The following is a 26,568-nucleotide window of genomic DNA, read 5'->3' as shown; positions in this document are numbered from 1 at the left end:
CCCAGATGAAACCCGATATCGACGCGATCCACAAAGCGCTTGCCAACCCGGTCCGCCGGGAGATTCTCGGCTGGCTGCGGGAGCCGCACGCGCATTTCGCCGATCAGGAGTTGCCGCTCGATCACGGCGTATGCGCGGGCAAGATCGACGCGCGCTGCGGCCTGTCGCAGTCCACCGTGTCGGCGCACCTCGCGGCCTTGCAGCGCGCGGGGCTCGTCACATCGAAACGGGTCGGTCAATGGGTCTTTTTCAAGCGCAACGAGCCCGTCATCCAGGCGTTCCTCGATCATATGAACTCCCGGCTCTGAACGCTTCGCTCGCGTCGCCGCGCTACCTTCATCACGCAGTTTTTTCAGGCTCGGGCCGCGCCCGTCGCCAAAGGTGAACTCTTATGCCGACTCTTTTCGATCCGCTGCAAATTGGCGACATCACGTTGTCGAACCGCATCATCATGGCGCCGCTGACGCGTCAACGCGCCGAAGAAATCCGCGTGCCGAACGCGCTGATGGCGCGCTACTACGCCGAGCGCGCGACGGCCGGCCTGATCATCAGCGAAGCCACGTCGGTCACGCCGCAAGGTGTCGGCTACGCGGAAACGCCGGGTATCTGGTCGCAGGAACAGGTTGAAGGCTGGAAGCTCGTCACGAACGCCGTGCACGCCGCGGGCGGCAAGATCTTCCTGCAACTGTGGCACGTGGGCCGCATCTCGGACCCGCTGTTCCTGAACGGCGAATTGCCGGTTGCGCCGAGCGCGATCGCGGCACAAGGTCATGTGAGCCTGGTGCGTCCGGAACGTCCGTACGTGACGCCGCGCGCGCTGGAACTCGCTGAAATCGCCGGCGTGGTCGAAGCGTTCCGCCAGGGCGCGGAAAACGCGAAAGCGGCGGGTTTTGACGGCGTCGAAGTGCATGGCGCGAACGGCTATCTGCTCGACCAGTTCCTGCAGGACAGCACGAACAAGCGCACCGATGCCTATGGCGGCCCGATCGAAAACCGCGCGCGTCTGCTGCTCGAAGTGACCGACGCGTGTATCGACGTGTGGGGCGCGAACCGCGTCGGCGTGCATCTCGCACCGCGCCGCGACTCGCACGCGATGGGCGATTCCGACCCGGCCGGCACCTTCGGCTATGTGGCCCGCGAACTCGGCAAGCGCAAGATCGCGTTCATTGCCGCCCGTGAATCGCTCGGCGACGACCGCCTCGGCCCGCAGTTGAAGAAGGCGTTCGGCGGCCCGTACATTGCGAACGAGAAGTTCACGAAGGAGACCGCGCAGCAGGTGCTCGACGCGGGCGAAGCGGACGCGGTGGCATGGGGTCAACTGTTCATCGCCAATCCGGATCTGGTGCGCCGGTTCGAGACGAATGCGCCGTTGAACAAGCCGAATCCGGCGACCTACTATGCGCGCGGCGAAACCGGCTACGTGGATTATCCGGCGCTGGAAACGGTGGAATAAGCGGCCGCGTGTGAATCGCGGGACGCTGTAAAAAACGCGCGGCGGGCGATGAGCGAACGATACTCGGCTCATCGCCCGCCGCGTTTTTTTGCGCGTGATCCGTTCACAACGTTCGCACGTTCACTGCAATCCGTGCGCGCCGAAATCCCGCACGTCATCCAAGATCACGCCGCATGAACACGCGCTTCGATTCGTCGAGTCCTCGCGCGATATGGGCGTCGCGCCGCGCGATCAACGCCGCATCGAGTTCGGCTTGCTCGATATCGCGAAACCCCAGCCGCCGATAGTACGGCGCGTTCCACGGCACCTCACGATACGTCGACAAAACGAGTTGCGGCAATTGCCGCGTGCGCGCGAGTTGCGCGACCTGCTCGATTAGCGCAGCGCCGATGCGCCGCCCGGCATGCGAGGTAAGCACGTCGAGCTCCTGAACATAGACGCGCGCGGGCTGCGGCTCGAACATCACGAAGCCCGCGCACTTTGCATCGGCGTCCACCGCGACGATGATCTCGCACGCGGCGATCTTGCGTTCGACGAGCGCCAGCGCCATCGGCGGCGCATCGGCAATCCCGCTCATGCCGACACTGGCGAAGCGCTGGCCTGCTTCGAATTCGATCGTGCGAATCACGCTCGCCTCGCGCGGCGCGGCAAAACGGAAAGTGACAGTAGGTGCAGGCTGCATGGCGTTTCGAAGCGACGATATCGCCCGATATTTGACATCCCCATCGACAAATACACAAGTGCTTGCGCTGCCGCGGGACTACACTCCTGACATCTGACTCCCCTCCGGCCCAAGATGGATCTCCTGAATGTGTTGCAGGTCGCGCTGCATCTCGACCAGCACCTGAGCACACTGATCACGCAGTTCGGCAACGGCGCATATGTGCTGCTGTTTGTCGTCGTGTTCGTCGAGTACGGCTTCCTGCCCCTGTTCTTCCTGCCGGGCGATCCGCTGATTTTCATCTGCGGCGCGCTTGCGGCCACGGGTGCGCTCAATGCCTGGATCGTCGCTCCCGTGCTGTTCGTGGCGACGGTGGGCGGCAGCATCGTCGGCTATGCGATCGGCCACGCGGTCGGCGAAAAGGTCTATACCGCCGACTATCGCTGGCTCAGCAAGCGCGCGCTGCGTAAAGCGCACGATTTCAGCGAAGCACGCGGCGGCCTGACCTTTCTGCTGTCGCCATTCATCGCCGTGGTGCGCACGTTTGCGCCGTTCGTCGCCGGCGTTTCGCGCATGACGTTCTCGCGTTTCGTGTGGCTCGTGAGCGCGGGCGCGGTCCTGTGGGTCGTCTTGCTGATGGCGGCCGGCTTCCTGTTCGGCAACATGCCGATGGTGCGCGATCATATGAGTGCGATCGTCCTGCTGGGCATTGCGCTCGGTGGCGCCATGTTGATCGGCGGCACGCTATGGCGCCTGGTCCATCGGCGCTTGCGCGCTCCCTGACCTCCGGGCACGGCATGCCTCGCGTGACCTGCGTGGCGGCAGGTCGCGCCAGCGCCCTCAGCTTGACTCGAAGGGTATACGAAGGTAACCTTCGCAGGTAACCTTCACATCTGGCCGCCATCGCATGAGCAGGAATGCCCCTTCGCCTACCCCCGAAGCGCTGCACGCATTGGCTGAAGACCTGCGCGTGGTGGGCGTGAAACTGCGCCGCCGTCTGCGTGAAGAGTCCAATGTGGGCGACTTCACGCCTTCGCAAATGCAGGTTCTCGCCCTGCTGGAGCGCGAAGGTCCGGCTACGGTCACGGCGCTCGCGCGGGCGCGGGGCATGCGCCCGCAATCGATGGGCGAAACGCTTTCGGCGCTGAAAGCCGCGGGATTCGTCACCGGCGCACCCGATCCGAATGACGGCCGGCAGACGGTTCTCTCCCTGACTCCGGCCTTTCGCAAGAAAATCAAGGCCGCCCGGGCCGCACGCGAAGACTGGCTGTTTCGCACCATCCAGACCCACTTCTCGCCGGCTGAGCAGCAACAACTCGCAATCGGCGTCGACCTGCTCAAACGCCTGATCGACTCGTAACGACTCGTACCATCCTGGAGCACACCATGGCACTCACCACTCTCGATGCAAAGACCGCACTGATCGTCATCGATTTGCAGCGCGGCATCGTCGCACTGCCCGTCGTTCACCCGGCGAGCGAAATCGTCCAACGCTCGGTCGCCGTCCTCGACGCGTTTCGCCGCCACGGTCTGCCCGTGGTGCTCGTGAACGTCGCGGCCGGCGCACCGGGCCGCACCGACCAGGGGCGCCACAGCGGCGACTTCCCCGCCGGTTTCGCGGACCTCGTGCCCGAACTGAAGCAGCAGCCGTCGGATCATCTGGTGACCAAGCGCACCTGGGGCGCGTTCACGAACACGGACCTCGAAGCCTATCTGCGCAAGGAAGGTGTGACGCAAGTGGTACTGGTGGGTATCGCAACCAGCATCGGCGTCGAATCCACCGCGCGCTACGCGAGCGAACTCGGCCTGAACGTCACGCTCGTCGTCGACGCGATGACCGACATGAACGCGGATGCGCACACCAACAGCATCACGCGCATCTTCCCGCGCCTGGGCGAAACCGGCACGACGCAGGAAGTCCTCGCCCTGCTCGACAGCACGCGCGCATGACCATGCGCCTGAGCGCGCGCTCGCGCCTGCTCACAGCATGGCTCGCCGCTCCGACGGGAAGCAGGCTGTGACAGGCACTTTCCGTTCGCTGCGAAATTTCAACTACCGGGTCTGGGCGAGTGGCGCAATCGTCTCGAACGTCGGTACATGGATGCAGCGTACGGCGCAAGACTGGCTCGTACTCACGGAACTCACGCATCACAATGCGACTTCCGTGGGTATCGTCATGTCGTTGCAGTTCGGACCGCAAATGCTGTTGCTGCCTCTCACCGGCTATGCGGCCGATCATTTCGACCGCCGCAAGCTGCTGTTCGCCACCCAGGCGGCGATGGGCTCGCTGGCATTGGCGCTCGGTCTTCTCACGATCACCGGGCTCGTGCAGCTCTGGCAGGTCTACGTTTTCGCGGGGCTGCTCGGCTGCGTCACCGCGTTCGATTCTCCGGCGCGTCAAACCTTCGTATCGGATCTGGTCGGCGAAAGCGATCTGGCGAATGCGGTCGGCCTCAATTCGACCTCGTTCAACGCGGCGCGCATGATCGGGCCCGCGGTAGCGGGGCTGCTGATCGCCTCGGTGGGCACCGGCTGGGTGTTCCTGATCAACGCGCTGTCTTTCGTCGCGGTGCTCGGTTCGCTGCGCATGCTGCGCCTGCACGAACTGCATCTGAAGCCGCGCGCCGTCCGCTCGCGCGGCAGTTTCGTCGAGGGCTTCAGGTATGTGTGGACGCGTCCCGATCTGAAAGCGGCCTTGCTGATGCTGTTCCTGATCGGCACGTTCGGACTGAACTTCCCGATTTTCATCTCCACGATGTCGGTCACGGCCTTTCACGCGGGCGCCAGTCAATACGGCGTGTTGAGCTCGACGATGGCGATCGGCTCGGTCACCGGCGCACTGCTCGCCGCGCGCCGCGCGCGGCCCCGGATGGCGCTGCTGCTCGGCGCGGGCGCGATTTTCGGCGTGGGCTGCACCGTGGCCGCGCTGATGCCGAACTACGTGCTGTTCGGCATGGCGCTCGTCGTGATCGGCGTATCGACGCAAACCTTCACGACCTCCACCAACAGTCTCGTGCAGCTCACCACGGAGCCCGCGATGCGCGGCCGCGTGATCGCAATCCTGCTGGCGATCGCACTGGGCGGCACGCCGCTCGGCGCACCGGTGGTGGGCTGGGTCGCGGATCGGTTCGGCCCGCGCTGGGCGCTCGGCGTGGGTGCCGCATCGGGGTTCGCTGCGGCGCTCGTCGGTCTGCTTTATCTGGTGAAGTACCGGCAGTTGCGCGTGTACGTCGAAGGGCGACGGTTGCGCTACAGCATCGACGACCCGCGTCCGGTTGCGAGCGCGGCAACGTCTTACGTCGGTCCCGTCACCGCGGTGCAGAGCGCCGCCGTGAGCGAAGCGGAGGAAGACGCTTCGTCGAGCGTTTAGACAACGCCGCCGATCTGATTCAATGCAAAAAAGCCGCGCCTGATTCGATCAGGCGCGGCTTTTATCTGTACCGCCGTACTGGTGCTGCGCGGCAGCTTACTTGGCGACCGGCATCGTGAATTCCGCGCCCTTCGCAATGCTGTCCGGCCAGCGCTGCATGATGCTCTTGTAGCGCGTATAGAAGCGCACGCCCTCTTCGCCGTACGCATGGTGATCGCCGAACAGCGAACGCTTCCAGCCGCCGAACGAGTGCCACGCCATCGGCACCGGAATCGGCACGTTGATGCCGACCATGCCCACCTGAATCTGCCGGCCGAACGCACGGGCAACGCCGCCATCCGAGGTGAAGAGCGACACGCCGTTGCCGAACTCGTGCGCGTTGATCAACTCGACGGCGCTAGCGAAGTCGGGCACTCGCACCACCGCCAGCACCGGGCCGAAGATCTCTTCCTTGTAGATCTTCATCTGCGTGCCGACGTTGTCGAACAAGGTACCGCCGATGAAGAAGCCTTCCTCCGCCGCCACCGGATGCGCGCGGCCGTCGACGATCAGCTGCGCGCCTTCCGCCTCGCCCGAGGCGATATAGCCGGCCACCTTGGCCTTATGTTCGGCGGTAACCAACGGCCCCATCTCGGCGTCGAGGTGCTCGCCATTCTTGATGACGAGCGATTTGACGCGCGGCACCAGTCTGTCGATCAACTGGTCGGCGACATCGCCCACCGCCACGGCGACCGAGATCGCCATGCAACGCTCGCCCGCCGACCCGTACGCGGCGCCGATCAGCGCATCGACGGCCTGGTCGAGATCGGCGTCCGGCATCACGACGAGGTGATTCTTCGCGCCGCCCAGCGCCTGCACGCGCTTGCCGTGTTTCGACGCTTCCGTGTGAATGTATTCGGCGATCGGCGTGGATCCCACGAACGACAGCGCCGCGACGTCCGGGTGTTCGATCAGCGCATCGACAGCCACCTTGTCGCCGTTCACCACATTGAATACGCCGTCCGGCAGACCCGCTTCCTTCAGCAGTTCGGCGATCCGCAGCGATGCCGACGGATCACGCTCCGACGGCTTCAGCACGAAGGTGTTGCCACATGCGAGCGCGACCGGGAACATCCACATCGGCACCATCACCGGGAAATTGAACGGCGTGATGCCGGCTACCACGCCGAGCGGCTGACGCAGATTCCAGTTGTCGATGCCGCCGCCGATCTGGTCGGTAAAGTCGGTCTTCAACAGGTTCGGAATGCCGCACGCGAACTCGACCACTTCAATGCCGCGCACCACTTCGCCTTGCGCGTCCGTGAACACCTTGCCGTGTTCGCGCGTGATCAGCATCGCGAGTTCGTCGTGATGCTGATTCAGCAGTTCCTTGAATTTGAACAGGATGCGGGCGCGCTTGAGCGGCGCCGTTTCGCTCCACGCAGCAAACGCGGCCTTCGCAGCCTTGACGGCCGCGTCCACTTCTTCGACCGAAGCCAGCGCGACCGAACCGGTCACCTTGCCTGTCGCGGGATTGAACACGTCCTTGAAGCGGCCGCTCGTCGGCTCGACCGGCGCACCGCCGATGTAATGACCCAGTTGCCGCACCGACAGCTGCGCTTCTTTGTTCGCTACATTCATGTTCGACCTCGTGTTCGGGATAGGCCACGGCGCTTCGCCACCTGGCCGTGAGCAAGAAATATCGGGCTGCGTCGCACAGCGCATGAAAGCGGCGGGCCGCCCGCTGCGCTGGCTTCATGAAGACCCGCCAACTGTATCGACGGCGCCGGTCATACTCCCGATACAGCGCGATAGAACCGCGCCTCACTGTATTGTTTTTTGCGTCGCAACTGTCATGGGGCAGCGCGCGTCGGCAGCGAAGCGATACGCACACGCGGGCGACTCACGACGCGCAGAGCGTCAAAACCCGCCCACGCCCCGCGTGACGAGTGCGTACGGTCCGCACGTCAACTGTTCCCTGAGGAATTCGATGCACACCTGGATCTTCGCCGACGACGACAGCCGCTCCGCCGTCACGGCCCACACATCGGCGGACTGCTGGTAGTCCGGCAGCACGCGCACCAGTTCGCCGGCGCGCAGACTCTCGGCTACATCCCAGATCGACACCATCACCACGCCGTAGCCGTCCTTGGCCCATTGCACGACGATATCGCTGAGATTCGACGCGACCGTGCCCGTCACCTTCACGCTCTTTTCGCCATCCGGTCCGGCCAGACGCCAGACGCCGAAGCGATCGTCGCGGCCGCGAAACAGCAGGCAGTCGTGTTGTGTCAGGTCGCCCAGATCGGCCGGCGTGCCTCGCCGCTCGAGATAAGCGGGCGACGCGCAAAGAATCCGCGCGCTCTCCACCATCTTGTGCGCGATCAGATGCGGCTCCTGCACTTCGCCCACGCGCACGTCGATGTCAAAGTTCTCGCCAACCAGATCCGCGCGGCGGTCCAGCAACTCCAGCCAGATCTCCAGATTCGGATGACGCTCGCGCAGCATCGCGAGAATCGGCGACACGTGTTTGCGGCCGAGCCGCAGACTCGTGCTGATACGCAGCAGCCCGCGCAACTCGGTACGGCGGTCGGCGAACGCATCGGCCATGCCTTGCACGTCGTCGAGTATTTTCTGCGCCCACTGCAAAGCGGCTTCGCCATCGCTCGTCACGCTGACCCGCCGCGTGGTGCGCTGAAACAGCTTCACGCCGAGACTGGCCTCCAGCATCGCGATCCGCTTGCTCACATGCGAGGGCGACAAGCCCATCTCCGTCGACGCCGCGACGAAGCTGCCCCGCCGCGCGATGTTGCAGAACAGCTGGAGATCACGCAGGAAGGACTCATTGCTGGCTGTGAGCGCATTCTGATTTTCCATCTGGGCGCATTGTGTCCGTGCAGAAGCACATTACCCTAGCTCCAACGGATTGATCGGGCAAGCCAGGGCAGACCGGGCGCGATCTTCCGGACACCCAGGTACTGGTTAACCCTGTACCGCAATGCGGCAACGACCGGTAACAGAGCGCCGGCCAGCGCGTCCCGGAAAGTCCTGGCTTGCATAGTTTTGATTTCAGCGCGCCAATGAGTCAGCCATAGAAGCTGACAAAAACATTTCTGTTCAGGAGACGATATGGAAACGAACGCATCGGCGAGCACCCACGGGCATGGCTCGCAAGCTCGCAAAGCAACCGCCAGCGGCTGGATCGGCTCGGCGCTCGAGTACTACGATTTCTTCATCTACGCTCAGGCGGCCGCCCTCATCTTCCCTCAGCTGTTCTTTCCATCCGGCAACCCGAAGATCGCGATCGTCGCCTCGCTCGCCACCTATGGCGTCGGTTACGTCGCGCGGCCGATCGGCGCGGTCGTGCTCGGGCATTGGGGCGACACCCACGGCCGCAAGAACGTGCTGCTCGTATGCATGTTCCTGATGGGCTTCTCGACGATGGCGGTCGGCTTCCTGCCTACCTACCATCAGGTGGGCATGCTGGCGCCGACGCTTCTGGTGATCCTCCGGCTGATTCAGGGCTTCGCCGTCGCCGGTGAAATCTCGGGCGCGAGCTCGATGATTCTCGAACACGCGCCATTCGGACGACGCGGCTACTACGCGAGTTTCACGCTGCAGGGCGTGCAGGCGGGCCAGATTCTCGCCGCCGCCGTGTTCCTGCCGCTCGCCTACTTCATGGACGATAGTGCCTTCAACTCGTGGGGCTGGCGGATTCCGTTCCTGCTCAGCGCGGTGGTGCTGATCGCCGGCTACTACATTCGCCGCGAGGTGGACGAAACGCCCGCCTTCGCCAAGGAAGACGCGAGCGGCAACGTGCCGAAGTCGCCGATCGTCGAAGCCTTCCGCTACAACTGGGGCGATATGCTGCGCGTGGTCGGCTGCTCGCTGATGAATGTGATTCCCGTGGTCGCCACGATCTTCGGCGCGGCGTATGCGGTGCAGCAGTCTTACGGCATTGGTTTTTCGAAGAGCGTCTATCTGTGGATTCCCGTGGTCGGCAACATCGTCGCGGTGCTGGTGATTCCGTATGTGGGCAATCTGTCGGACCGTATCGGGCGGCGCCTGCCGATCATCGTCGGTGCGCTCGGCGCGGGCCTGCTCTCGTTCGCGTATCTCTACGCGATCAGCATCCGCAACGTGCCGCTCGCCATGGTCATGTCGATCCTCATGTGGGGCATCGTCTATCAAGGCTATAACGCGACCTTCCCGAGCTTCTATCCGGAACTGTTCCCGACCCGCTCGCGCGTGTCCGCCATGGCGATCGGCCAGAACATCGGTACGACGATCACCGCACTGCTGCCGGCCCTGTTCGCCTACGTCGCGCCGCCCGGATCGAACAACATCCCGCTCACCATCGGCGCGATCACGTTCGGCATCACGGTCATCGCGGCGGCCACGGCATGGAGTGCGCGCGAGAACTTCCGCGTCAAGCTGAGCGATCTGGGTCAACCCGACGCGGTGCCGATCGACAAGCACAGCTATGAAGCCCTGCGCGCGCAGACCATGGCCGACGCAAAAAAAGCCGTCGCGTGAGCGCCGACACTCACGCATCCGAGCGCAACCGCAGAGGACCCAATTCATGAACAGGACCCGGATCGCCGTGGCCGGTGCGGGCTATATCGGCCGCGCGCATATGGGCGTCGCGCAACAGAGCGGCACGTGCACGCTGTCGGCGATCGTCGATCCTTCGCCGGCGGCCGGGCCGATCGCCGCGCAGGCCGGCGTGCCGCTCTACCGCACGCTCGACGAACTGATCGAACGGGACCGTCCGGACGGTGTGATTCTCGCCACGCCGAACCAGTTGCATGTGGAGCATGCGTTGGCCTGCCTCGCGGCCGGCGTGCCGACGCTCCTCGAAAAGCCGATCGCGCCGACCGTCGATGAAGCCGAGATGCTGGTCGGCGCAGTCGAGCGCAGCGGCGTGCCATTGCTGATCGGCCATCACCGCGCGCATAGTCCGATCATGGCGCGCGCGCGGCAACTGATCGACGAAGGCCGCCTCGGCAAACTGGTCGCGGTGATGGGCAGCGCGGTGTTTTTCAAACCCGACCAGTACTTCGCCGACGCCGAATGGCGGCGCAAGCCAGGCGGCGGCCCGATTCTGCTGAACATGATTCACGAAGTGCACAACCTGCGCATGCTGTGCGGCGACATCGTCGCCGTGCAGGCTTTTTCCTCGCATGCGACGCGCGGCTTTCCGGTCGAAGACACGGTCGCGATCAATCTGCGTTTCGCGAGCGGCGCGCTCGGCAGTTTCATGCTGTCGGACACCGCGGCGAGCGCGCGTAGCTGGGAACAGACTTCGCAGGAAAACAAGGCCTACCCGTCGTATCCGGACGAAGATTGCTACGTGATCGCGGGCACGTTCGGCTCGTTGTCGGTGCCGACCATGCGCCTGAAAACGTATGGCAAAGCCGAGGACCGTTCGTGGTGGAAACCGTTCGACGTGAGCGTCGCCGCCATGACGCGCGACGATCCGCTCAAGCTGCAGCTGGCTCACTTCGAACGCGTGATTCGCCGTGATACGGAGCCGCTCGTGAGCGCCCGGGACGGCTTGCAGAATCTGCGTATTACCGAGGCCATCGCCGAAGCCGCGAACGCGGGCTCGGTCGTGGACACCACGCCCGCCGTCGCGTCGGCTCATTAATACCGTGCGCCGCACCACGCGGGCAAATTCATTCTTCAGGATCCCAGATGAAAACCTTCGTGATGCTGCACGGCATCAACCACAACATGTTCGGCAAACGTGATCCGGCGCAATACGGCACCATCACGCTCGCTGAAATCGACAGCAAGCTGCAGGCGCTCGGCAAGGAACTGGGCGTTCACGTGGAAAGCTTCCAGACCAACAGCGAAGCCGCCATGTGCGAGCGCATTCACCAGGCGTTCACGGACAACGTCGACGGCGTGCTCATCAACGCCGGCGCATGGACGCACTACAGCTACGGAATTCGCGACGCGCTCGCCATTCTGGTGGTGCCGGTGGTCGAAATCCATATGTCGAACATTCACGCGCGCGAAGCGTTCCGGCATCAGTCCGTGTTCGCGGAGATCGTCAAAGGGCAGATTTGCGGCTTTGGCGTCGACAGTTATCTGCTCGGGCTACGGGCGGCTGTGTCGGCGACTGTCTAGCTAGCGGAGCATGCCTGGCGTTGCGTGCGGCCTCTTTTCACGCACGCAACGCCACGTCGCGTGTACTACGCCATTAGCGCCATTGCTCAGTCAGTTCGTTGGCCAGCACCATCTTCTCGCGCACCACGTCCACCAACACGGCATCGACACCGCCCTGCGCTTTCAGGAACTTCAGCGCGGCGGAATGCACCGTGCGCATGGCGCGTCCGTCGATCCCCGCCATGCGTGCCGCGCTGCGCCGCGTTTCTTCGACCAGATCGCGGGCGCTGCCGAAGTCGGGCGACAAACCGCTCTGCGCTTCGAACGCAGCGCGCAAACCTGCCGCGTAGTCGCGCGACTGCCCGAGCCGGTCGATGTCGACCAGCAAATCGACGCCCTCGGCCATTCGCAACGCGCAGAGAATCCACAATGCAACGAACGCCCGATAGGCGTTATTGCCTTCCGCCGTGCGCGCGTATTGCTCGCACGCCGCCGCATAGGCGTCGTCCGGCATCGATCCCACGGGCGGCAAGCTCGCACCGCAAACATCGATCGCCTGCCTGACCAGCGGGTCCGACTGATTCAGACCGAGCACACGAAACGGCGCGGCGACGAAAAACGGATTGCTCCATTGCTGACTGAGCAGCCATCCCGATGCGAACTGCGACGCGGGATTGCGCAGCACGCCCACGTGCATCGCCTGGGGAAAGGCCTGTTTCAACCAGGGGAGCCGGCCCGACGAGCGGCAAAACTTGAAGACCGGCACGCTGTTCTGTTCGACTGTACGTTCACACAGATTGCGCAAATAGGCCTGTAAGGCAGGGAATTCCGCATCCGGCACGCTCGCGAAACGATCGATGCTGAAGCGTTTGCGATAGCCGGCCACGCCGCGCGCGCTGGCCTGAAGGAACGGGCGGTACTCGTCGAAGTAAGGCGCGGCGAGCGGTGGATGCCCCGAGGTCAGCGTGGGACGGGAGGCGGCCACGTCGGCGAGGCTCAGTTCGGCCAGCACGTTGCTGAGCGGTTCATAAAAGCCGGTTGCCGCGTCGAGTTCACGCAGACGGGACCAGACCCACGTGCCTGCGCTGCGCCAGCCCGTGTGCAGAAATACCGCCTGTTTCAGCGCACTTTTCCGCGCGGCCTCGTTCGATCGGGAAACCGGCCCGTCAGCGGTGCTCGACGGACCATTCGACGGCCCTTGTGACAACGGCATGGGACTTCTCTTCTGAAAGCGACAACGATTCGATGGAAAGCGGACACTGCCCGCGCCGCTGCATGGCCGCTCATACCTTAGCGGGCCGGGCTGTCGGCTTCGTGACGGAAACATCACTTTACCTTGCGAGGCCGCGCCGCGTTCGCCCGGGTGCACAGCCGACGGTCATGGAACAGCGCCGCCAAACGCATTATGCTGCCAGACTTGCGCACTCATCCATTGCTGATATGAACGATTCGGCCGATATCCGGTTCCTGCTGACCCTCCGCGAAAGCGGCAGTCTGATCGCCGCAGCGCGCAAACTGGGGCTGTCGCCGTCGGCTGTCACGCAGCGCCTTCAGCAACTCGAAAAGAAGCTGGGTGCGCAGCTGGTGAACCGCACCGCGCGCCGCCTGCAATTCACCGACGAAGGCACGCTGCTGTGCGAACGCGGCGCCGAACTCGTCGAGCAGTTCGACGCATTGTTCGACGACTTGCAGATGCGCCGCGGCGGCCTCGTCGGTACGCTGAAAATCAACGCCCCGCTAGGATTCGGGCGGCGCCATCTCGCGCCCGCGATCGGCGAGTTCCAGCAACAGAATCCGGATATCGACGTCGCGCTCACGCTCTCCGACCGGCCTTTGACCGACACGCTGGATCGTTTCGACATCGTCGTGCATATCGGCGAGTTGCCGCTATCGAATCTGGTCGGCTACACGATCGCGCCGAATGCGCGCTTCGTCTGCGCGGCGCCCACGCTGCTCAAGCGGCTGGGTGCGCCGCAGTCGCCGGACGAGTTGAGCAGGCTGCCGTGCATCCTGCTGCGCGAAAACAATGAAGACGTGTCGCTGTGGCAGTTCAGCAAAGGCCGCATGCGCCGCAGCGTGCGCGTATCGGCGCACCTGAGCTGCAACGACGGCGACGTGATCCGCAAGTGGGCCTGCGAGGGACGCGGCGTGATTCTGCGTTCGGAGTGGGACGTCGCCGACGATATCGCCAAAGGAAAGCTCGTGCGGTTGCTGCCGGGATGGAAAGCACCGGACGCGAATGTGATCGCGCTCACACATCAGCGCGCGGGGCTGCCGGCGCGCACACGTCATTTCATGCAGTACTTGCAGAGTCGATTCAGGCCGCTGCCGCCGTGGCGGCGATAGTCCGCGAGCCACGCGTCAATTCAGTTTCACTGAATCTATGAGTTACTTCATCTGAACGCCCGGCCACCGACGAAACTTTATAATCGACTCACCGTCCACCGCCGGTTAGATCATGACTCCCCCCGCCTACCCCAAAGCTGTCCTCTTCGACCTTCTCACCGCGCTGCTCGACTCGTGGACCTCATGGAATCACGCGGCGGGCTCCGAACAGGCGGGCCGCGCATGGCGCGCCGCCTATTTGCGTCTGACTTATGGCTGCGGCCGCTATGTCGCGTATGAGCAGCTCGTGCGCGAAGCCGCCGCGCAAGTCGGCCTGCACGACGGCGCCGCGCACGCGCTCGAGGCAAACTGGCTCGACCTGACGCCCTGGCAAGGCGCACTCGACGCGCTGCGCGCACTCGAACCGCACTGCAAGCTCGCGGTCGTCACCAATTGCTCCACCCGCCTCGGCACTCAGGCCGCCAACCTGTTCCCGATCCGCTGGGACGCAATCGTGACCGCTGAAGAAGCCGGCGTGTATAAACCGGACCCGCGTCCGTACCGGCTCGCGCTCGCGAAACTCGGCGTTCAGGCTCACGAGGCCGCGTTCGTGGCCGGTTCCAGCTACGACATGTTCGGCACCGCCGCCGTCGGCTTGCGTACATACTGGCACAACCACGTCGGCCTTCCGCTCGTCGCGGGTGCCGAGGCGCCCGAGATCGAAGCGCCGACGCTCGACTCGCTCATCCCGTGGCTCGGCCGTTTCGGCCTGTGAGCCCACATCACTTCCATCCCCGGTGACAGCATGAAACTCGAACAGATCGAAACTCCGGCCGCGCTGATCGATATCGCGCGAATGCAGAAGAACATCGCGCGCATGCAGGCGCGCATGAACACGCTAGGCGTCGCGTTCAGGCCGCACGTGAAGACCACCAAATGCATCGACGTGGTGCGTGCGCAGATCGCGGCCGGCGCGCGCGGCATCACGGTGTCGACGCTGAAGGAAGCGGAAGCGTTCTTTGCCGCCGGCATCCATGACATTCTCTACGCGGTCAGCATGGCGCCCTCGAAGTTGCCGAGAGCGCTCGCGCTGCGCCGCCAGGGCTGCGATCTGAAGCTGGTGGTCGACAACCCCAACGCCGCGTCGGCGCTCGCCGCATTCGGCGACCAGCATGGCGAAACCTTCGAGGTGTGGATCGAAGTCGACACCGACGGACACCGCTCGGGCATCACGCCTGAAGAGGACACGTTGCTCCAGGTCGGCCGGATTCTGCATGAAAACGGCGTGAAAGTGGGCGGCGTGATGACCCACGCGGGTTCGAGCTACGAGCTCGATACGCCGGCGGCGCTCGCCGCGCTCGCCGAGCAGGAGCGCGCGGGCTGCGTGCGCGCGGCGCAACGGCTGCGCGAGGCTGGCATCGCGTGCCCGGCGGTCAGCGTCGGCTCGACGCCCACCGCGCTCGCCGCCGCGCAACTGGACGGCGTCACCGAAGTGCGGGCCGGTGTCTACGTGCTGTTCGACCTGGTCATGCACAACGTCGGCGTGTGCGCGCTCGACGACATCGCGCTCAGCGTCCTCGCCACGGTGATCGGTCATCAGGCGGACAAAGGCTGGGCGATTCTCGACGCGGGCTGGATGGCGATGAGCCGCGATCGCGGCACGTCGAAACAGTCGCACGATTTCGGCTACGGCCAGCCGTGTCTGCTGAACGGCACGCTGCTGCCCGGTTATGTGGTGAGCGGCGCGAATCAGGAGCACGGCATTCTGTCGTCGACTGAAGAAGCCGCGCAGCTCGACGATATCGCGGAGCGCTTTCCGATCGGCATGAAGCTGCGCATTCTGCCGAATCATGCATGCGCGACCGGCGCGCAGTTTCCCGAGTATCACGCGGTCGCGCCGGACGGCCACAGCGTGGAGTGGCGACGCTTTCACGGCTGGTAGGCACACGCGGCCCCAGGCCTTCAGCAGCCCCGCTCACTCACCCTCTTCTCCCAGCCCCGCCAGCAGATCGTCGACCGCGCGATACACGCGCTCGACGATCTCCGGCCCCACCTTGCGCTCCAGTTCGCGATAGTGCGCTTCGAGATCCTTCGAAATCACGCGCACCAGTTCCACGCTCGTGTCCGTCAGCGACACCAGCACGCGGCGCTGATCCTCCGCAAAACGCTCCTTGATGACGAGGTCCATGCTCTCCATGCGCGCGAGCACGCCGGCCATGCTCGGGCTCGAAATCGTACAGATATCGGAAATGTGGCGCGGCTCCATCGGGCCGTGCTCGTCGAGCGCGCGAATCACGCGCCACTGCTGCTCGGTCAGTCCGTGAGCGGTAATGAGCGGACGGAAACGCTCCATCATCTTTTCTCGGGCGCGCAACAACAGCATCGGCAGGTTGCGGTGCAAAACTCGGGTGGCAGCGGACATGTGGGAAAAGGAATAAAAGCAGCCGGCGAAGCTTAAGGGAAAACCCGCGATCAATCGACAGCCTATTGACCATGAATCATATCAAGCGCAATACTACTAACATGTTAGTGTTTTCGCTGAGTTTTTTTCCCGAGAGGCTGCCTTTATGTTCGCTCTTGCCGATCACCTGCTGCATCCCGAAGGCGACCCACTGCCTCGCGACGTGGACGCGCGCACCGCGGCCGCATTGCTTGCACGCGGCATCGCCTGCCGCGCGCCGGTGCATGGCGCGGTGTACGGAACCCTGCTGAACGATCGTGCCGCGCTGGACGCGTTAGGCGACGCGGTGCATGCGGCTCCGTATAAAGCGCCGCCGAAAGCGCCGGTTCTTTATCTGAAGCCCCGCAACACGCTCGCCGGGCATCGCGCGAAAGTTGTCGTGCCGGACGATGCGTTGGGGGTGGAAGTCGGCGCGTCGCTCGGTATCGTGATTGGCCGCACTGCAACACGCGTCGACGCGAATCGCGCGGCCGACTATATCGCCGGCTATACGCTGATCGCCGACCTGAGCGTGCCGCATGCGAGCGTGTACCGGCCTTCGGTGCGGTTTCGCGCGCGCGACGGCTTCTGTGTGGCTGGACCGGTGGTGGTCGCCGCGCGCCACGTTGCAACGCCGGACGATCTCACCGTCGAAGTCTCGCTCAATGACGCCGCGGTCTTTGCGGCAAGTACCGCGTCGTCGGTGCGCAAGGTCGCGCAATTGCTCGCCGACGTCACCGATTTCATGACCCTGGGCGCAGGCGACGTGATCACGCTCGGCGTGCGTCACGGCTCGCCGATCGCGCATATCGGCGACACGGCCACGCTGACGATCGGCGCCATGCCGCCACTCACGGTGTCGTTTGTCGGCGCGCCCGAACACGATGGAGAACAACGATGATGCGCGGCCGTGTTGCGTACGCGGGAGCGATTCACGAGGCCTATCCCGACGTCTATGGTGTGCGCCTCGCGGACGGCCGCGTGCGCCGCGAAGATGAGGTGGTCTGGCTTGCACCGATCGAAGTCGGCACGATCTTCGCGCTCGGGCTGAACTACGCCGAGCATGCGAAGGAATTGCAGTTCAACAAGCAGGAAGAACCGCTCGTCTTTCTGAAGGGGCCGGGCACGGTACTCGGTCATCGCGGCGTCACGCGCCGCCCCGCCGATGTCACCTTCATGCACTACGAGTGCGAGCTGGCGGTCGTGATCGGCCAGAGCGCGCGGAACGTGACGCGCGAAAACGCGCTGCAGCATGTGTCAGGCTACATGATCGCCAACGACTACGCGATCCGCGACTACCTCGAAAACTACTACCGCCCCAACCTGCGCGTGAAGAATCGCGACGGCGGCACGGTGCTCGGCCCCTGGTTCGTCGACGCGGCCGACATCGGCGACGTCACGCGGCTGGAATTGCGCACGTTCGTGAACGGCACGCTGCAACAACGCGGCAACACGCGCGATCTCGTGACCGGCATCCCGGCGCTGATCGAATACCTGAGCGGCTTCATGACCCTCGCATCCGGCGACGTGATTCTTACCGGCACGCCCGAAGGCATCGTCAACGTGAATGCGGGCGACGAAGTGGTCTGCGAGATCGACGGCCTGGGCCGTCTCGTCAACACGATCGGCTCGGACGCGGACTTCGGCCGCGCCTGAGCGACTGAAAAAATATAAAGGACTACGCAATGCGAATCGACCATCTGATCAACGGCGAAGCGTGCGCCGCGCAAGACTATTTCGAAACGGTCAATCCGGCCACGCAGGACGTACTCGCCGAAGTGGCCCGTGGCGGCGCGCGAGAAGTGGATGCCGCCGTGCGCGCCGCCAAAGACGCATTTCCCGCCTGGGCCGGGAAGCCCGCCGCGGAACGCGCGAAGCTCGTGCGCAAGCTCGGCGAACTGATCGCGAGGCATGTGCCGGAAATCTCGGAGACCGAAACAAAGGACACCGGCCAGACCATTTCGCAAACGCGCAAGCAACTCGTGCCGCGCGCCGCCGACAACTTCAGCTACTTCGCCGAGATGTGCACGCGCGTCGACGGTCACACGTATCCGACCGACACGCATCTGAACTACACGCTGTTTCACCCGGTCGGCGTCTGCGCGCTGATCTCGCCGTGGAACGTGCCGTTCATGACCGCCACGTGGAAGGTCGCGCCGTGCCTCGCATTCGGCAACACGGCGGTGCTCAAGATGAGCGAACTGTCGCCGCTCACGGCGTCGATGCTTGGGCAACTGGCGCTCGAAGCCGGCATTCCCGCCGGGGTGCTGAACGTGGTGCACGGCTTCGGCAAGGAAACCGGCGAGCCGCTGGTCGCGCATTCCGATGTGCACGCGGTGTCGTTCACGGGATCGACGGCGACCGGCAACCGCATCGTGCAAACCGCGGGGCTGAAGAAATTCTCGATGGAACTCGGCGGCAAGTCGCCATTCGTCATTTTCGACGACGCCGATTTCGAACGCGCGCTCGACGCCGCCGTGTTCATGATCTTCTCGAACAACGGCGAGCGCTGCACGGCGGGTTCGCGCATTCTGGTGCAGCGCTCGATCTACGCGCGCTTCGCCGAGCGCTTCATCGAGCGCGCGAAGCGTTTGACCGTCGGCGATCCGCTGGCGGACAGCACCATCGTCGGGCCGATGATCAGCCAGGGGCATCTGGCGAAAGTGCGCAGCTATATCGAACTCGGCCCGCAGGAAGGCGCCACGCTCGCGTGCGGCGGCCTCGATATGCCGGACTTGCCCGACGCGATGCGCAAAGGCAACTTCGTCATGCCGACGGTATTCGTCGATGTCGACAACCGCATGCGCATCGCGCAGGAAGAAATCTTCGGCCCGGTCGCGTGCCTGATTCCATTCGACGACGAAGCCGACGCGATCAGGCTCGCCAACGATATCTCGTACGGCCTGTCGAGCTACATCTGGACCGAGAACACGGGCCGCGCGCATCGTGTCGCCGCCGCCGTCGAAGCGGGCATGTGCTTCGTCAACAGCCAGAACGTGCGCGATCTGCGCCAGCCGTTCGGCGGCACCAAGGCATCGGGCGTGGGCCGTGAAGGCGGCACATGGAGCTACGAAGTGTTTCTCGAACCGAAAAACGTCTGCGTATCGCTCGGCTTGCATCACATTCCGCGCTGGGGTGTGTGACGCCGCCGAGGCGGTGAGAACCGAAGCGCGAACGTAACGTGCCTCGCGCCATACACAGAACAGCAACTATCTTGCATGGGGCCGCAGTCAGCGCTAACACGCCAGTTGCAGCCGACACGGAGACCACGATGGGCAAACTCGCATTGGCAGCAAAAGTGACTCACGTCCCGTCGTTATATCTGTCCGAACTCGACGGCCCGCACAAGGGTTGCCGTCAGCCCGCCATCGACGGCCATCATGAAATCGGCCGGCGCTGCCGCGAACTGGGTGTCGATACGATCGTCGTGTTCGACGTGCACTGGCTAGTGAATAGCGAATACCACATCAATTGCGCACCCAGATTCGAGGGCGTGTACACCAGCAACGAGTTGCCGCATTTCATCAGGAACATGCCGTACGCGTATCCGGGCAATGCCGGGCTCGGGCATCTGATCGCCGAAGTCGCCAACGAAATGGGCGTAAAGAGCCGCGCGCACAGCGAAACCACGCTCGAACTCGAATACGGCACGCTGGTTCCGATGCGCTATATGAATAGCGATCAGCATTTCAAGGCCGTTTCGGTGGCGGGCTGGTGCATGTGGCACGACCTGGACACGAGTGCGCGCTTCGGTCTCGCGGTGCGCAAGGCGATTGAGGAGCGTTACGACGGCACCGTCGCGATCCTGGCGAGCGGCTCGCTCAGTCATCACTTCGCCAACAACGGCACGGCCGAGCAGTTCATGCACAAGGTGTGGAACCCGTTTCTCGAACAGATGGACCGCAGCGTCGTCGAGTTGTGGGAAGCCGGCGACTGGAAGACATTCTGCGCCATGCTGCCGCTTTACAACGAGAAATGCTGGGGCGAAGGCGGCATGCATGACACCGCGATGCTGCTCGGTGCGCTCGGTTGGGACCGATATGACGGCAAGGTGGAGGTCGTCACGCCGTATTTCGGCAGTTCGGGCACCGGCCAGATCAACGCGATCTTTCCGGTCACGCCGCTGCCTGCCTGAATAGTGAGGAGATCAACGTGCCGCATCTGACACTCGAATACAGCGCCAATCTCGCCGGTGCAGAGCGCATCGGCCAACTGTGCAACGCGCTCGCGCAATGCCTCGACGCGCAGCGCGAAAACATCGACGAAAGCGAACAGCGGGTCTATCCGCTCGGCGGCATTCGCGTGCGCGCTTTGCGCTGCGAGCAGTACTGCATCGCCGACGGCCGCCCCGACGCCGCATTCCTGCATGCGAACCTGAAAATCGGCGCAGGCCGCTCCGACGCCACGAAAAAGGCTACTGGCGATGCGCTGTTCGCCCTGATCAAACAGCACTTCGCGGCCGAGTTCGAACAGCAGGGCCTGGCGTTGTCGCTGGAGATCGGTGAATTCAGCGAAGCAGGTACATGGAAGCACAACAATCTGCACGCGCGGCTCAAGGGCTGATACCCGAAGCCGCGCTGCGGTTCATAGAGATCCATCATGCTAGACGAACAGACTATCCGCGACCTCGCGTCGCAACTCGATCGCGCCGAAAAGACCCGTACACAACTGCGCCACTTCTCCGCGCAATATCCGCAGATGACCGTACAGGACGGCTACGCGATTCAACGCGAGTGGGTCAAGCTCAAACTGGCCGAGGGCCATGTGATCAAAGGCCGCAAGATCGGGCTGACGTCGCGCGCGATGCAGCGTTCGTCGCAGATCGACGAACCCGACTACGCCCCGCTGCTCGACAGCATGTTCATCGAAAACGGCCAGGACATTCGTGCAGACCGCTTCATCGCGCCGCGCGTCGAAGTGGAACTCGCGTTCGTGCTGGGCAAACCGCTGAAGGGCCCCGGCGTCACGCTATTCGACGTGCTCGACGCCACGGCCTACGTGAGCCCTGCGGTGGAAATCATCGACGCGCGCATCGAACAGTTCGACCGCGAGACCCACGCGCCACGCAAGGTCTACGACACGATCTCGGACTTCGCCGCGAATGCGGGCATCGTGCTCGGCGGCCGCCCGGTGCGTCCGCTCGATGTCGACCTGCGCTGGGTCGGCGCATTGCTCTATAAAAACGGCACCGTCGAAGAAAGCGGCCTTGCCGCGGCGGTGTTGAATCATCCGGCAACGGGCGTGGCGTGGCTCGCCAACAAGATCGCGCCGTACGACGAAGCACTGAACGCGAGCGACGTGATCCTGAGCGGCTCGTTCACGAGCCCGATTGCGGCGCGCGCGGGCGACACCTTCCATGTCGACTATGGTCCGTTGGGCGGCATCGGTTTGAATTTCATCTAAGTGGAGCGATATGTCTTTACCGCACAACCCCTTCAAACGCGCGCTGGCGGAAGGCCGGCCGCAATTCGGCCTGTGGGCCGCGCTCGCCGACGCGTACGTGACCGAACTGCTGGCCACCGCCGGTTTCGACTGGCTGCTGATCGACAACGAGCATGCGCCCAACGACGTGCGCAGCACGCTCTCGCAATTGCAGGCGGTGGCCGCATACGCGTCGCATCCGGTGGTGCGCCCGGTGCGCAGCGACAGCGCATTGATCAAGCAGTTGCTCGACATCGGCGCGCAAACCCTGCTGCTGCCGATGATCGACACGGCCGCCCAAGCCGTCGATGCCGTGGCGGCCACGCGCTATCCGCCGCAAGGCATTCGCGGTGTAGGCAGTGCGTTGGCGCGGGCATCGCGCTGGAACCGGATACCGGACTATCTGAACACCGCCGCCGACGAGTTGTGCGTACTGGTGCAGGCGGAAACCGTGCAAAGCATGGAGAACCTGGCCGCGATTGCGCGCGTCGAGGGCGTCGACGGCGTGTTTTTCGGGCCGTCGGATCTGAGCGCGTCGATGGGCCTGCTCGGCAAGCCGGGCGACGCGAGCGTGCGCGCTGCGATTCGTCACGGCATCGACACCGTGCGTGGTGCGGGCAAAGCGGCGGGCGTGCTGGCGCCCGATCCGGCGATCGCCGCCGACTATCTCGCGGCGGGCGCGAGCTTCGTCGCGGTCGGAACGGATACGGGTCTGCTGAGCCGCGCGGCGGCGGAGCTGGCCGCGTCGTATAAGAAAACCGCGGAAGTCGCCGCGCCGGTCAAAGACAAAGGCGGTTATTGAACCAGGCCATTTACACGCCCACGTCGTGTACGCAGCAAAGCACTACTCCCCCGCGGGCCACGGCAACCCCAGTTCCGACCAGTCCAGCTCCACGCCGATCACCGAGCGTCCGGCCGCGAACTGCACGGCCACCGTCACCGCTACGCAAGGCCGTCCGCTCGCCAGAGAAAGATAAGGATTACTGGCGACCGCCACGCCCGGCAACAGCACCGCATTGCGGAAATAAGGCCGATGATCCCATCGCGCATCCCGCGGATCCGCGACCGGATGCAGCGACGCGCCCTCCTTGCTCCAGGACGGCCCCTGCACCTCGTGACCGATCTGCCGTCCTGAATCGTCGAGGATGAAGCAACTGACGCAGCGCTCGAACGTCGCGAGCGTCGCAAACGCGTCGTCCGTCACGGCGCCGGCCAGCAACGCGTCGGCGGCGAGCCTCAACGCGACCCGGTACGGCTCCACTTCGGATTCGAACAACGCATGCTGATGCGCGCGCCCTTGGGCAATCACGTCGAAGGCGTCGTCGATCTGCTGGTGCATGGACTCCGGCGGCGCGATCTCCACCGCCGGCCGCCCGAGCAGATAGCCCTGCGCGAAATCCACATTTGATTCCACCGCGAGTATCAGCTCCTCGGTGGTCTCCACGCCTTCGACCACCACCAGCATCCCCGCCTGGTGCAGCAGCGAGACGAGCTTGGGCAGGATCGGCTGTTCGGTGCCGTGGGTGGTCGCGCGAATCAGTTCGCCGTCGAGCTTGACGAGGTCCGGGCGGATGCGCAGCAAGCGGTCCAGATTCGACTGCCCGGCGCCGAAGTCGTCGACAGCGATCAGGAAGCCGTGCTCGCGGTACACGGCCGCCGCCCGCGACATATCGTCGACACTGCCGCCGTGCGATTCGAGAATCTCCAGGATCACGCGCTCGGTGTCGAATCCCGAACTCCGCACGATAGTGGCGAGCTGATCGGCGTAACCGTCGGCGATGAAGGTGGCCGGCAGGATATTGAGGAACAGCCACGCATCGCCCGGCAGCGACCGGCACGCGTTGCCCAGATGCACGGCATGGCTTGCCCGGTCGAGCGCGCCTTCGTCGTTGGACGGCTTCGGCGCGAACATGACCACGGGCGGCACCAGCGTCCCGTCCTCCTGCTCGCCGCGCAGCAGCGCCTCGAACCCCACCTGCTTCTGATGGGACAGACTGTAGAGCGGCTGGAAGTGCGAGATCAGGTAAAAGTCGTCCCACCGAGGCCGCCGCCCCGCGCCGCCCCCGATGGCCTGCGCCTCGGCGGCGAACGGCTGCGGCGCTTCGAGCGGCAACGCGCGTTCGGCGCACACGCGGTTCCTGCCTGAGTGCTTCGCGCGCAGCAACGCTTCGTCCGCGCGGTCGAGCAGCACCATGATGCTTTCGCCGCGCCGATGCTCGGCCACGCCGAAGCTCGCGGTCAGATTGCCGTCCGGGCGTTCGATCGCTTCGATCGCGCCGCGCAGCCGTTCGGCCAGATGCAGCGCGCCCGCGAGGCCGTCGTGCAGCAGCACCGCGAACTCCTCGCCACCGATCCGGCTCACGCTGTCTTGCGTGGTGGTCTCGTCCATCAGCACCTGGGCGACCCGGTGCAGCGCCTGGTCGCCGAGCGCATGGCCGAACCGGTCGTTCAAGGACTTGAAGTTGTCGATGTCGACGAAGATCGCGCTGATCCGCGCCTCGGGCGCAAGCGCGCCGAGGCGGCGTTCCGCCTGCTTGAGGAAGGCGCGGCGGTTTCGCAGGCCAGTCAGCGGATCGGTCGCCGCGAGTTGCGTGAGCTGGCTTTCGAGCAGGAAGTGATTGCGCCTGAAGCGGTAAAAGCCGAAGTGAAACACCATCGAAGTCGGCACGCCGATCGCCAGGATCCACATCCACACGGCGATGTCGACGTCGTGCGCAAGCGGCTCGCCGAGCAGCAGCACGAACGCCGCCGCATAGAAGAGCACGCTGCCTGTGAAGAAGTGAGTCGGCGTGAGCCACAGCGGCGCCGCGCAGACCGGGATCACCACCAGCGCGGGCAGCACCCATAGCAGCGGCTGCGCGAGGCCGGCGGTGTTCAGCGCGAGGCCCGCTACCAGCACCTGCATGTACGCGACGCCGATCGCGCCGAACACCCAGGTCGATTTCGCATTCGGGATCGCCAGCACCAGCAGGACGAGCAGCAGCGCGCAGAACAGCCGGTAGGCGAGCGGCGTCGCCGGGCCGTCGACGAGGTTGCGCGCGCCGACCATGCACAGGAACGCGACCACCGTGAATGCCATTGTCACCGTGGACAGTGGGCGCTGATGCTCCAGCGAGCGCCGGTGAAAGCGCTCGCGCAGACCGGGCTCGGGCAGATGCTGCGTTGAGGTGGCAGACATATCGATGGTTATCAGGCTGGTTCCAGTCACTCCGCCAATGGTTATCGGCAAACGTCTTACGAATATTTATGCCTGTCGCGCAAATGGAGGTAAAAAATTCCGTTGATGCCCGAGCTGGTGCCAGCGTTGGGTGCCCGCGTTGCTGCCCCGTCGGTGCCCATTACGCCGCCGCCATCACGCGATCGCGGCCCGATTGCTTGGCCGCATAGAGCGCCCCGTCGGCGCGCGCCATAAACTGGGCGAGCGATTCGGCGCGCCGATGCTGATCCACCCCGACGCTGAAGGTGTACCGCAGCCCGCGCGGCAAGCCGGCCGGCGCGGACGTGGGCAGCCGCCCGCGCAGGCGCTCGAGCAACGCGACCGCGTCGGCGGTGGTGGTGGCCGGGCACAGCACACCGAACTCCTCGCCGCCCAGCCGGCCGAACACGTCGCCGACCCGCAGGTTGTCGGCGACGAACGCCGCAAAGTGGGCCAGCACCTGATCGCCGGCGGCGTGGCCGTAGGTATCGTTGACGGCCTTGAACGAGTCGATGTCGATAATCGCCATTGTCAGCGGCGAGCGGGCCCGCAGCGACGCCTTCAACAGCGTGTCGCCGATCGCCAGGAAGGCGCGGCGCGTCAGCGCACCCGTCAGGTCGTCGACGTTCGCGAGCCGCTCGAGCCGTTCAGCGAGGCGGTCGTGCGCCAGCATCACGACGCCGATAGACAGACACGGCGGCGCGAGAATGCCGAGCGCGAGGAAGAGGATGTTGGACGGCGTGACCTGCATCAGGCCGTTCTGCATGAGGACGCCGAAGCCGTACATCACGCCGCGCGACGCATGCCCCGCGCATAGCAGCATGGCCGCCACCGCGAGGAAGTAGTAGCTGTAGCGCGGCCGGTGCGACGGGCGGCCGCGCAACATCAGCGCGGCGAGCACTGCGTAGAGCCCCGCGTGATACGCCGACACCAGCGTGACGCGCGCATTGAAGTCCGGCACAACGAAGGTCCAGTACGAAATGCCGATCAACACCGCGACGAGACCCGCGTAGGCCGCCCATGGCCGCGTGCGGCGGCCGAGAAAACGCAGACAGCCTTCGATCACGAGCAATAGCGACATGGCCAGCAACTCGTTGGCCGCGACGAAGGTCAGCCAGCGCGATGCATGTCCTTGCAGCGCGAACGCGAACAGCGCCACGATCGCGACCGCGTTGGCCGCGATCCAGTAGCCGACGCCGGGAATCGCCGCGCGCCATAACGACCCGAGCACGGCCATCGCCATCGCGCTGGATAAAACGGTGACGAGCAGAATGCTGAGTGGATTGAGCATGGCAAGTGAATGACTCGAACGACGTGACAGCGGCACGACCCTGTAACGCGTACCCGTGCACGCGCTTGATCCGGGTGATGAATACCGAACTTCACGCACACGCCTGCGCCATTGCATGCGCGGCGAGTGGTGCGCGCTTTCGTCAGCTTATACGTTCTGCGTAAAAATTACTGCACGCCATAGCAAGGGAAGATTTTGTAAGCATCCGCGACGGCAAATCCCTGTACTGTCCGCCAAGCGTTGCATTTACCACGAAATGGCAATACAAAAAGAGCCGCGCAATTATCCGTTAATGCATCTGGGCCTGACGAATTCACG

26 protein-coding genes are annotated in these 26,568 nt (G+C 64.5%); 19 read left to right on the top strand and 7 right to left on the bottom strand.

Annotated elements, in window-relative coordinates; genetic code table 11:
- Positions 1-5: 5 nt before the first annotated feature.
- Together ACZ9H4_RS19235 and ACZ9H4_RS19230 are read left to right on the top strand one after the other, a co-directional pair.
- Complete coding sequence (locus ACZ9H4_RS19235; protein ID WP_121321401.1) at positions 6-308, top strand: ArsR/SmtB family transcription factor; 303 nt, start codon at positions 6-8, stop codon at positions 306-308.
- Positions 309-391: 83 nt separating this feature from the next.
- Entirely contained in the window at positions 392-1,453 is a 1,062-nt protein-coding gene (locus ACZ9H4_RS19230; RefSeq protein WP_408153036.1) for an alkene reductase, read from the top strand.
- Between the two features lie 154 nt (positions 1,454-1,607).
- On the opposite strand, the gene ACZ9H4_RS19225 is transcribed toward ACZ9H4_RS19230, so the two are convergent.
- On the bottom strand, positions 1,608-2,135 hold the full coding sequence (locus ACZ9H4_RS19225) for a GNAT family N-acetyltransferase (protein WP_476120294.1): 528 nt from the start codon (positions 2,133-2,135) through the stop codon (positions 1,608-1,610).
- Between the two features lie 114 nt (positions 2,136-2,249).
- Between ACZ9H4_RS19225 and ACZ9H4_RS19220 the strand changes: the two genes are divergently transcribed.
- The 4 genes from ACZ9H4_RS19220 (at position 2,250) to ACZ9H4_RS19205 (ending at position 5,484) form a co-directional block, all read left to right on the top strand.
- The gene (locus tag ACZ9H4_RS19220) at positions 2,250-2,897 is read left to right on the top strand and encodes a VTT domain-containing protein (RefSeq protein WP_408142531.1); all 648 of its coding nucleotides are present in this window, start codon (positions 2,250-2,252) and stop codon (positions 2,895-2,897) included.
- A gap of 124 nt (positions 2,898-3,021) precedes the next feature.
- Complete coding sequence (locus ACZ9H4_RS19215) at positions 3,022-3,474, top strand: MarR family winged helix-turn-helix transcriptional regulator (protein ID WP_408142533.1); 453 nt, start codon at positions 3,022-3,024, stop codon at positions 3,472-3,474.
- 26 nt (positions 3,475-3,500) lie between these two features.
- Complete coding sequence (locus ACZ9H4_RS19210) at positions 3,501-4,064, top strand: isochorismatase family protein (protein WP_408153040.1); 564 nt, start codon at positions 3,501-3,503, stop codon at positions 4,062-4,064.
- A gap of 67 nt (positions 4,065-4,131) precedes the next feature.
- Positions 4,132-5,484: an MFS transporter gene (locus ACZ9H4_RS19205; protein WP_408323952.1), complete on the top strand. Its 1,353-nt coding sequence runs from the start codon at positions 4,132-4,134 to the stop codon at positions 5,482-5,484.
- A gap of 96 nt (positions 5,485-5,580) precedes the next feature.
- Here the strand turns inward: ACZ9H4_RS19205 and ACZ9H4_RS19200 are convergent, their stop codons facing one another.
- Positions 5,581-7,104 carry a CoA-acylating methylmalonate-semialdehyde dehydrogenase gene (locus ACZ9H4_RS19200; RefSeq protein WP_408153042.1) on the bottom strand — a complete coding sequence of 508 codons (1,524 nt, stop codon included), beginning with the start codon at positions 7,102-7,104 and terminating at the stop codon, positions 5,581-5,583.
- A 279-nt stretch (positions 7,105-7,383) separates the two neighbouring features.
- Positions 7,384-8,340: a LysR family transcriptional regulator gene (locus ACZ9H4_RS19195; protein WP_408323953.1), complete on the bottom strand. Its 957-nt coding sequence runs from the start codon at positions 8,338-8,340 to the stop codon at positions 7,384-7,386.
- A gap of 252 nt (positions 8,341-8,592) precedes the next feature.
- Between ACZ9H4_RS19195 and ACZ9H4_RS19190 the strand changes: the two genes are divergently transcribed.
- Genes ACZ9H4_RS19190 through aroQ form a run of 3 tightly spaced genes read left to right on the top strand, consistent with a single transcriptional unit; the run spans position 8,593 to position 11,598 of the window.
- Positions 8,593-9,999, top strand: a complete 1,407-nt coding sequence (locus ACZ9H4_RS19190; RefSeq protein WP_408142543.1) for an MFS transporter — start codon at positions 8,593-8,595, stop codon at positions 9,997-9,999.
- 46 nt (positions 10,000-10,045) lie between these two features.
- Entirely contained in the window at positions 10,046-11,113 is a 1,068-nt protein-coding gene (locus tag ACZ9H4_RS19185) for a Gfo/Idh/MocA family protein (protein WP_408142545.1), read from the top strand.
- Between the two features lie 47 nt (positions 11,114-11,160).
- Positions 11,161-11,598, top strand: coding sequence for a type II 3-dehydroquinate dehydratase (gene aroQ / locus ACZ9H4_RS19180; RefSeq protein ID WP_408323955.1), 438 nt, complete (start codon positions 11,161-11,163; stop codon positions 11,596-11,598).
- Positions 11,599-11,671: 73 nt separating this feature from the next.
- Here aroQ and ACZ9H4_RS19175 read toward each other — a convergent pair whose 3' ends face one another.
- Positions 11,672-12,790: a hypothetical protein gene (locus tag ACZ9H4_RS19175; protein WP_476120289.1), complete on the bottom strand. Its 1,119-nt coding sequence runs from the start codon at positions 12,788-12,790 to the stop codon at positions 11,672-11,674.
- A 227-nt stretch (positions 12,791-13,017) separates the two neighbouring features.
- On the opposite strand from ACZ9H4_RS19175, the gene ACZ9H4_RS19170 reads away from it, so the two are divergent.
- The 3 genes from ACZ9H4_RS19170 to ACZ9H4_RS19160 all read left to right on the top strand — a co-directional run bounded on the left by ACZ9H4_RS19170 (position 13,018) and on the right by ACZ9H4_RS19160 (position 15,844).
- Positions 13,018-13,923, top strand: a complete 906-nt coding sequence (locus ACZ9H4_RS19170) for a LysR family transcriptional regulator (protein ID WP_408142551.1) — start codon at positions 13,018-13,020, stop codon at positions 13,921-13,923.
- A 112-nt stretch (positions 13,924-14,035) separates the two neighbouring features.
- A complete protein-coding gene (locus ACZ9H4_RS19165) occupies positions 14,036-14,677 on the top strand; it encodes an HAD family hydrolase (protein ID WP_476120287.1) in 642 nt (213 codons plus the stop codon).
- Between the two features lie 30 nt (positions 14,678-14,707).
- Complete coding sequence (locus ACZ9H4_RS19160) at positions 14,708-15,844, top strand: DSD1 family PLP-dependent enzyme (RefSeq protein ID WP_408323961.1); 1,137 nt, start codon at positions 14,708-14,710, stop codon at positions 15,842-15,844.
- A gap of 33 nt (positions 15,845-15,877) precedes the next feature.
- Here the strand turns inward: ACZ9H4_RS19160 and hpaR are convergent, their stop codons facing one another.
- Positions 15,878-16,285, bottom strand: coding sequence for a homoprotocatechuate degradation operon regulator HpaR (hpaR, locus tag ACZ9H4_RS19155; protein WP_408324117.1), 408 nt, complete (start codon positions 16,283-16,285; stop codon positions 15,878-15,880).
- 184 nt (positions 16,286-16,469) lie between these two features.
- On the opposite strand from hpaR, the gene ACZ9H4_RS19150 reads away from it, so the two are divergent.
- From ACZ9H4_RS19150 to hpaI, 7 genes are all read left to right on the top strand, one after another.
- Positions 16,470-17,243, top strand: coding sequence for a fumarylacetoacetate hydrolase family protein (locus tag ACZ9H4_RS19150; protein ID WP_476120284.1), 774 nt, complete (start codon positions 16,470-16,472; stop codon positions 17,241-17,243).
- Positions 17,240-17,998 carry a fumarylacetoacetate hydrolase family protein gene (locus ACZ9H4_RS19145; RefSeq protein ID WP_476120282.1) on the top strand — a complete coding sequence of 253 codons (759 nt, stop codon included), beginning with the start codon at positions 17,240-17,242 and terminating at the stop codon, positions 17,996-17,998. Before ACZ9H4_RS19150 ends, ACZ9H4_RS19145 begins: the two co-directional genes overlap by 4 nt.
- A gap of 29 nt (positions 17,999-18,027) precedes the next feature.
- A complete protein-coding gene (gene hpaE, locus ACZ9H4_RS19140) occupies positions 18,028-19,485 on the top strand; it encodes a 5-carboxymethyl-2-hydroxymuconate semialdehyde dehydrogenase (RefSeq protein ID WP_476120279.1) in 1,458 nt (485 codons plus the stop codon).
- A gap of 128 nt (positions 19,486-19,613) precedes the next feature.
- Entirely contained in the window at positions 19,614-20,477 is an 864-nt protein-coding gene (hpaD, locus tag ACZ9H4_RS19135; RefSeq protein ID WP_408142562.1) for a 3,4-dihydroxyphenylacetate 2,3-dioxygenase, read from the top strand.
- Positions 20,478-20,494: 17 nt separating this feature from the next.
- Positions 20,495-20,905 (top strand): 5-carboxymethyl-2-hydroxymuconate Delta-isomerase, encoded by a 411-nt coding sequence (locus ACZ9H4_RS19130; protein ID WP_476120277.1) that lies wholly within the window; start codon positions 20,495-20,497, stop codon positions 20,903-20,905.
- A gap of 36 nt (positions 20,906-20,941) precedes the next feature.
- Complete coding sequence (gene hpaH, locus ACZ9H4_RS19125; RefSeq protein ID WP_476120275.1) at positions 20,942-21,745, top strand: 2-oxo-hept-4-ene-1,7-dioate hydratase; 804 nt, start codon at positions 20,942-20,944, stop codon at positions 21,743-21,745.
- A 10-nt stretch (positions 21,746-21,755) separates the two neighbouring features.
- The gene (gene hpaI / locus ACZ9H4_RS19120; RefSeq protein ID WP_408142568.1) at positions 21,756-22,565 is read left to right on the top strand and encodes a 4-hydroxy-2-oxoheptanedioate aldolase; all 810 of its coding nucleotides are present in this window, start codon (positions 21,756-21,758) and stop codon (positions 22,563-22,565) included.
- A 42-nt stretch (positions 22,566-22,607) separates the two neighbouring features.
- Here the strand turns inward: hpaI and ACZ9H4_RS19115 are convergent, their stop codons facing one another.
- Positions 22,608-24,941, bottom strand: a complete 2,334-nt coding sequence (locus ACZ9H4_RS19115; protein ID WP_476120273.1) for an EAL domain-containing protein — start codon at positions 24,939-24,941, stop codon at positions 22,608-22,610.
- A 160-nt stretch (positions 24,942-25,101) separates the two neighbouring features.
- A complete protein-coding gene (locus ACZ9H4_RS19110; RefSeq protein WP_408142572.1) occupies positions 25,102-26,250 on the bottom strand; it encodes a GGDEF domain-containing protein in 1,149 nt (382 codons plus the stop codon).
- Positions 26,251-26,568 lie beyond the last annotated feature (318 nt).

This window comes from Paraburkholderia sp. TE9906 (assembly GCF_056279605.1).
Note: the sequence above shows the minus strand (reverse complement) of the source record. Positions and strands in the feature narration are given on the sequence as shown.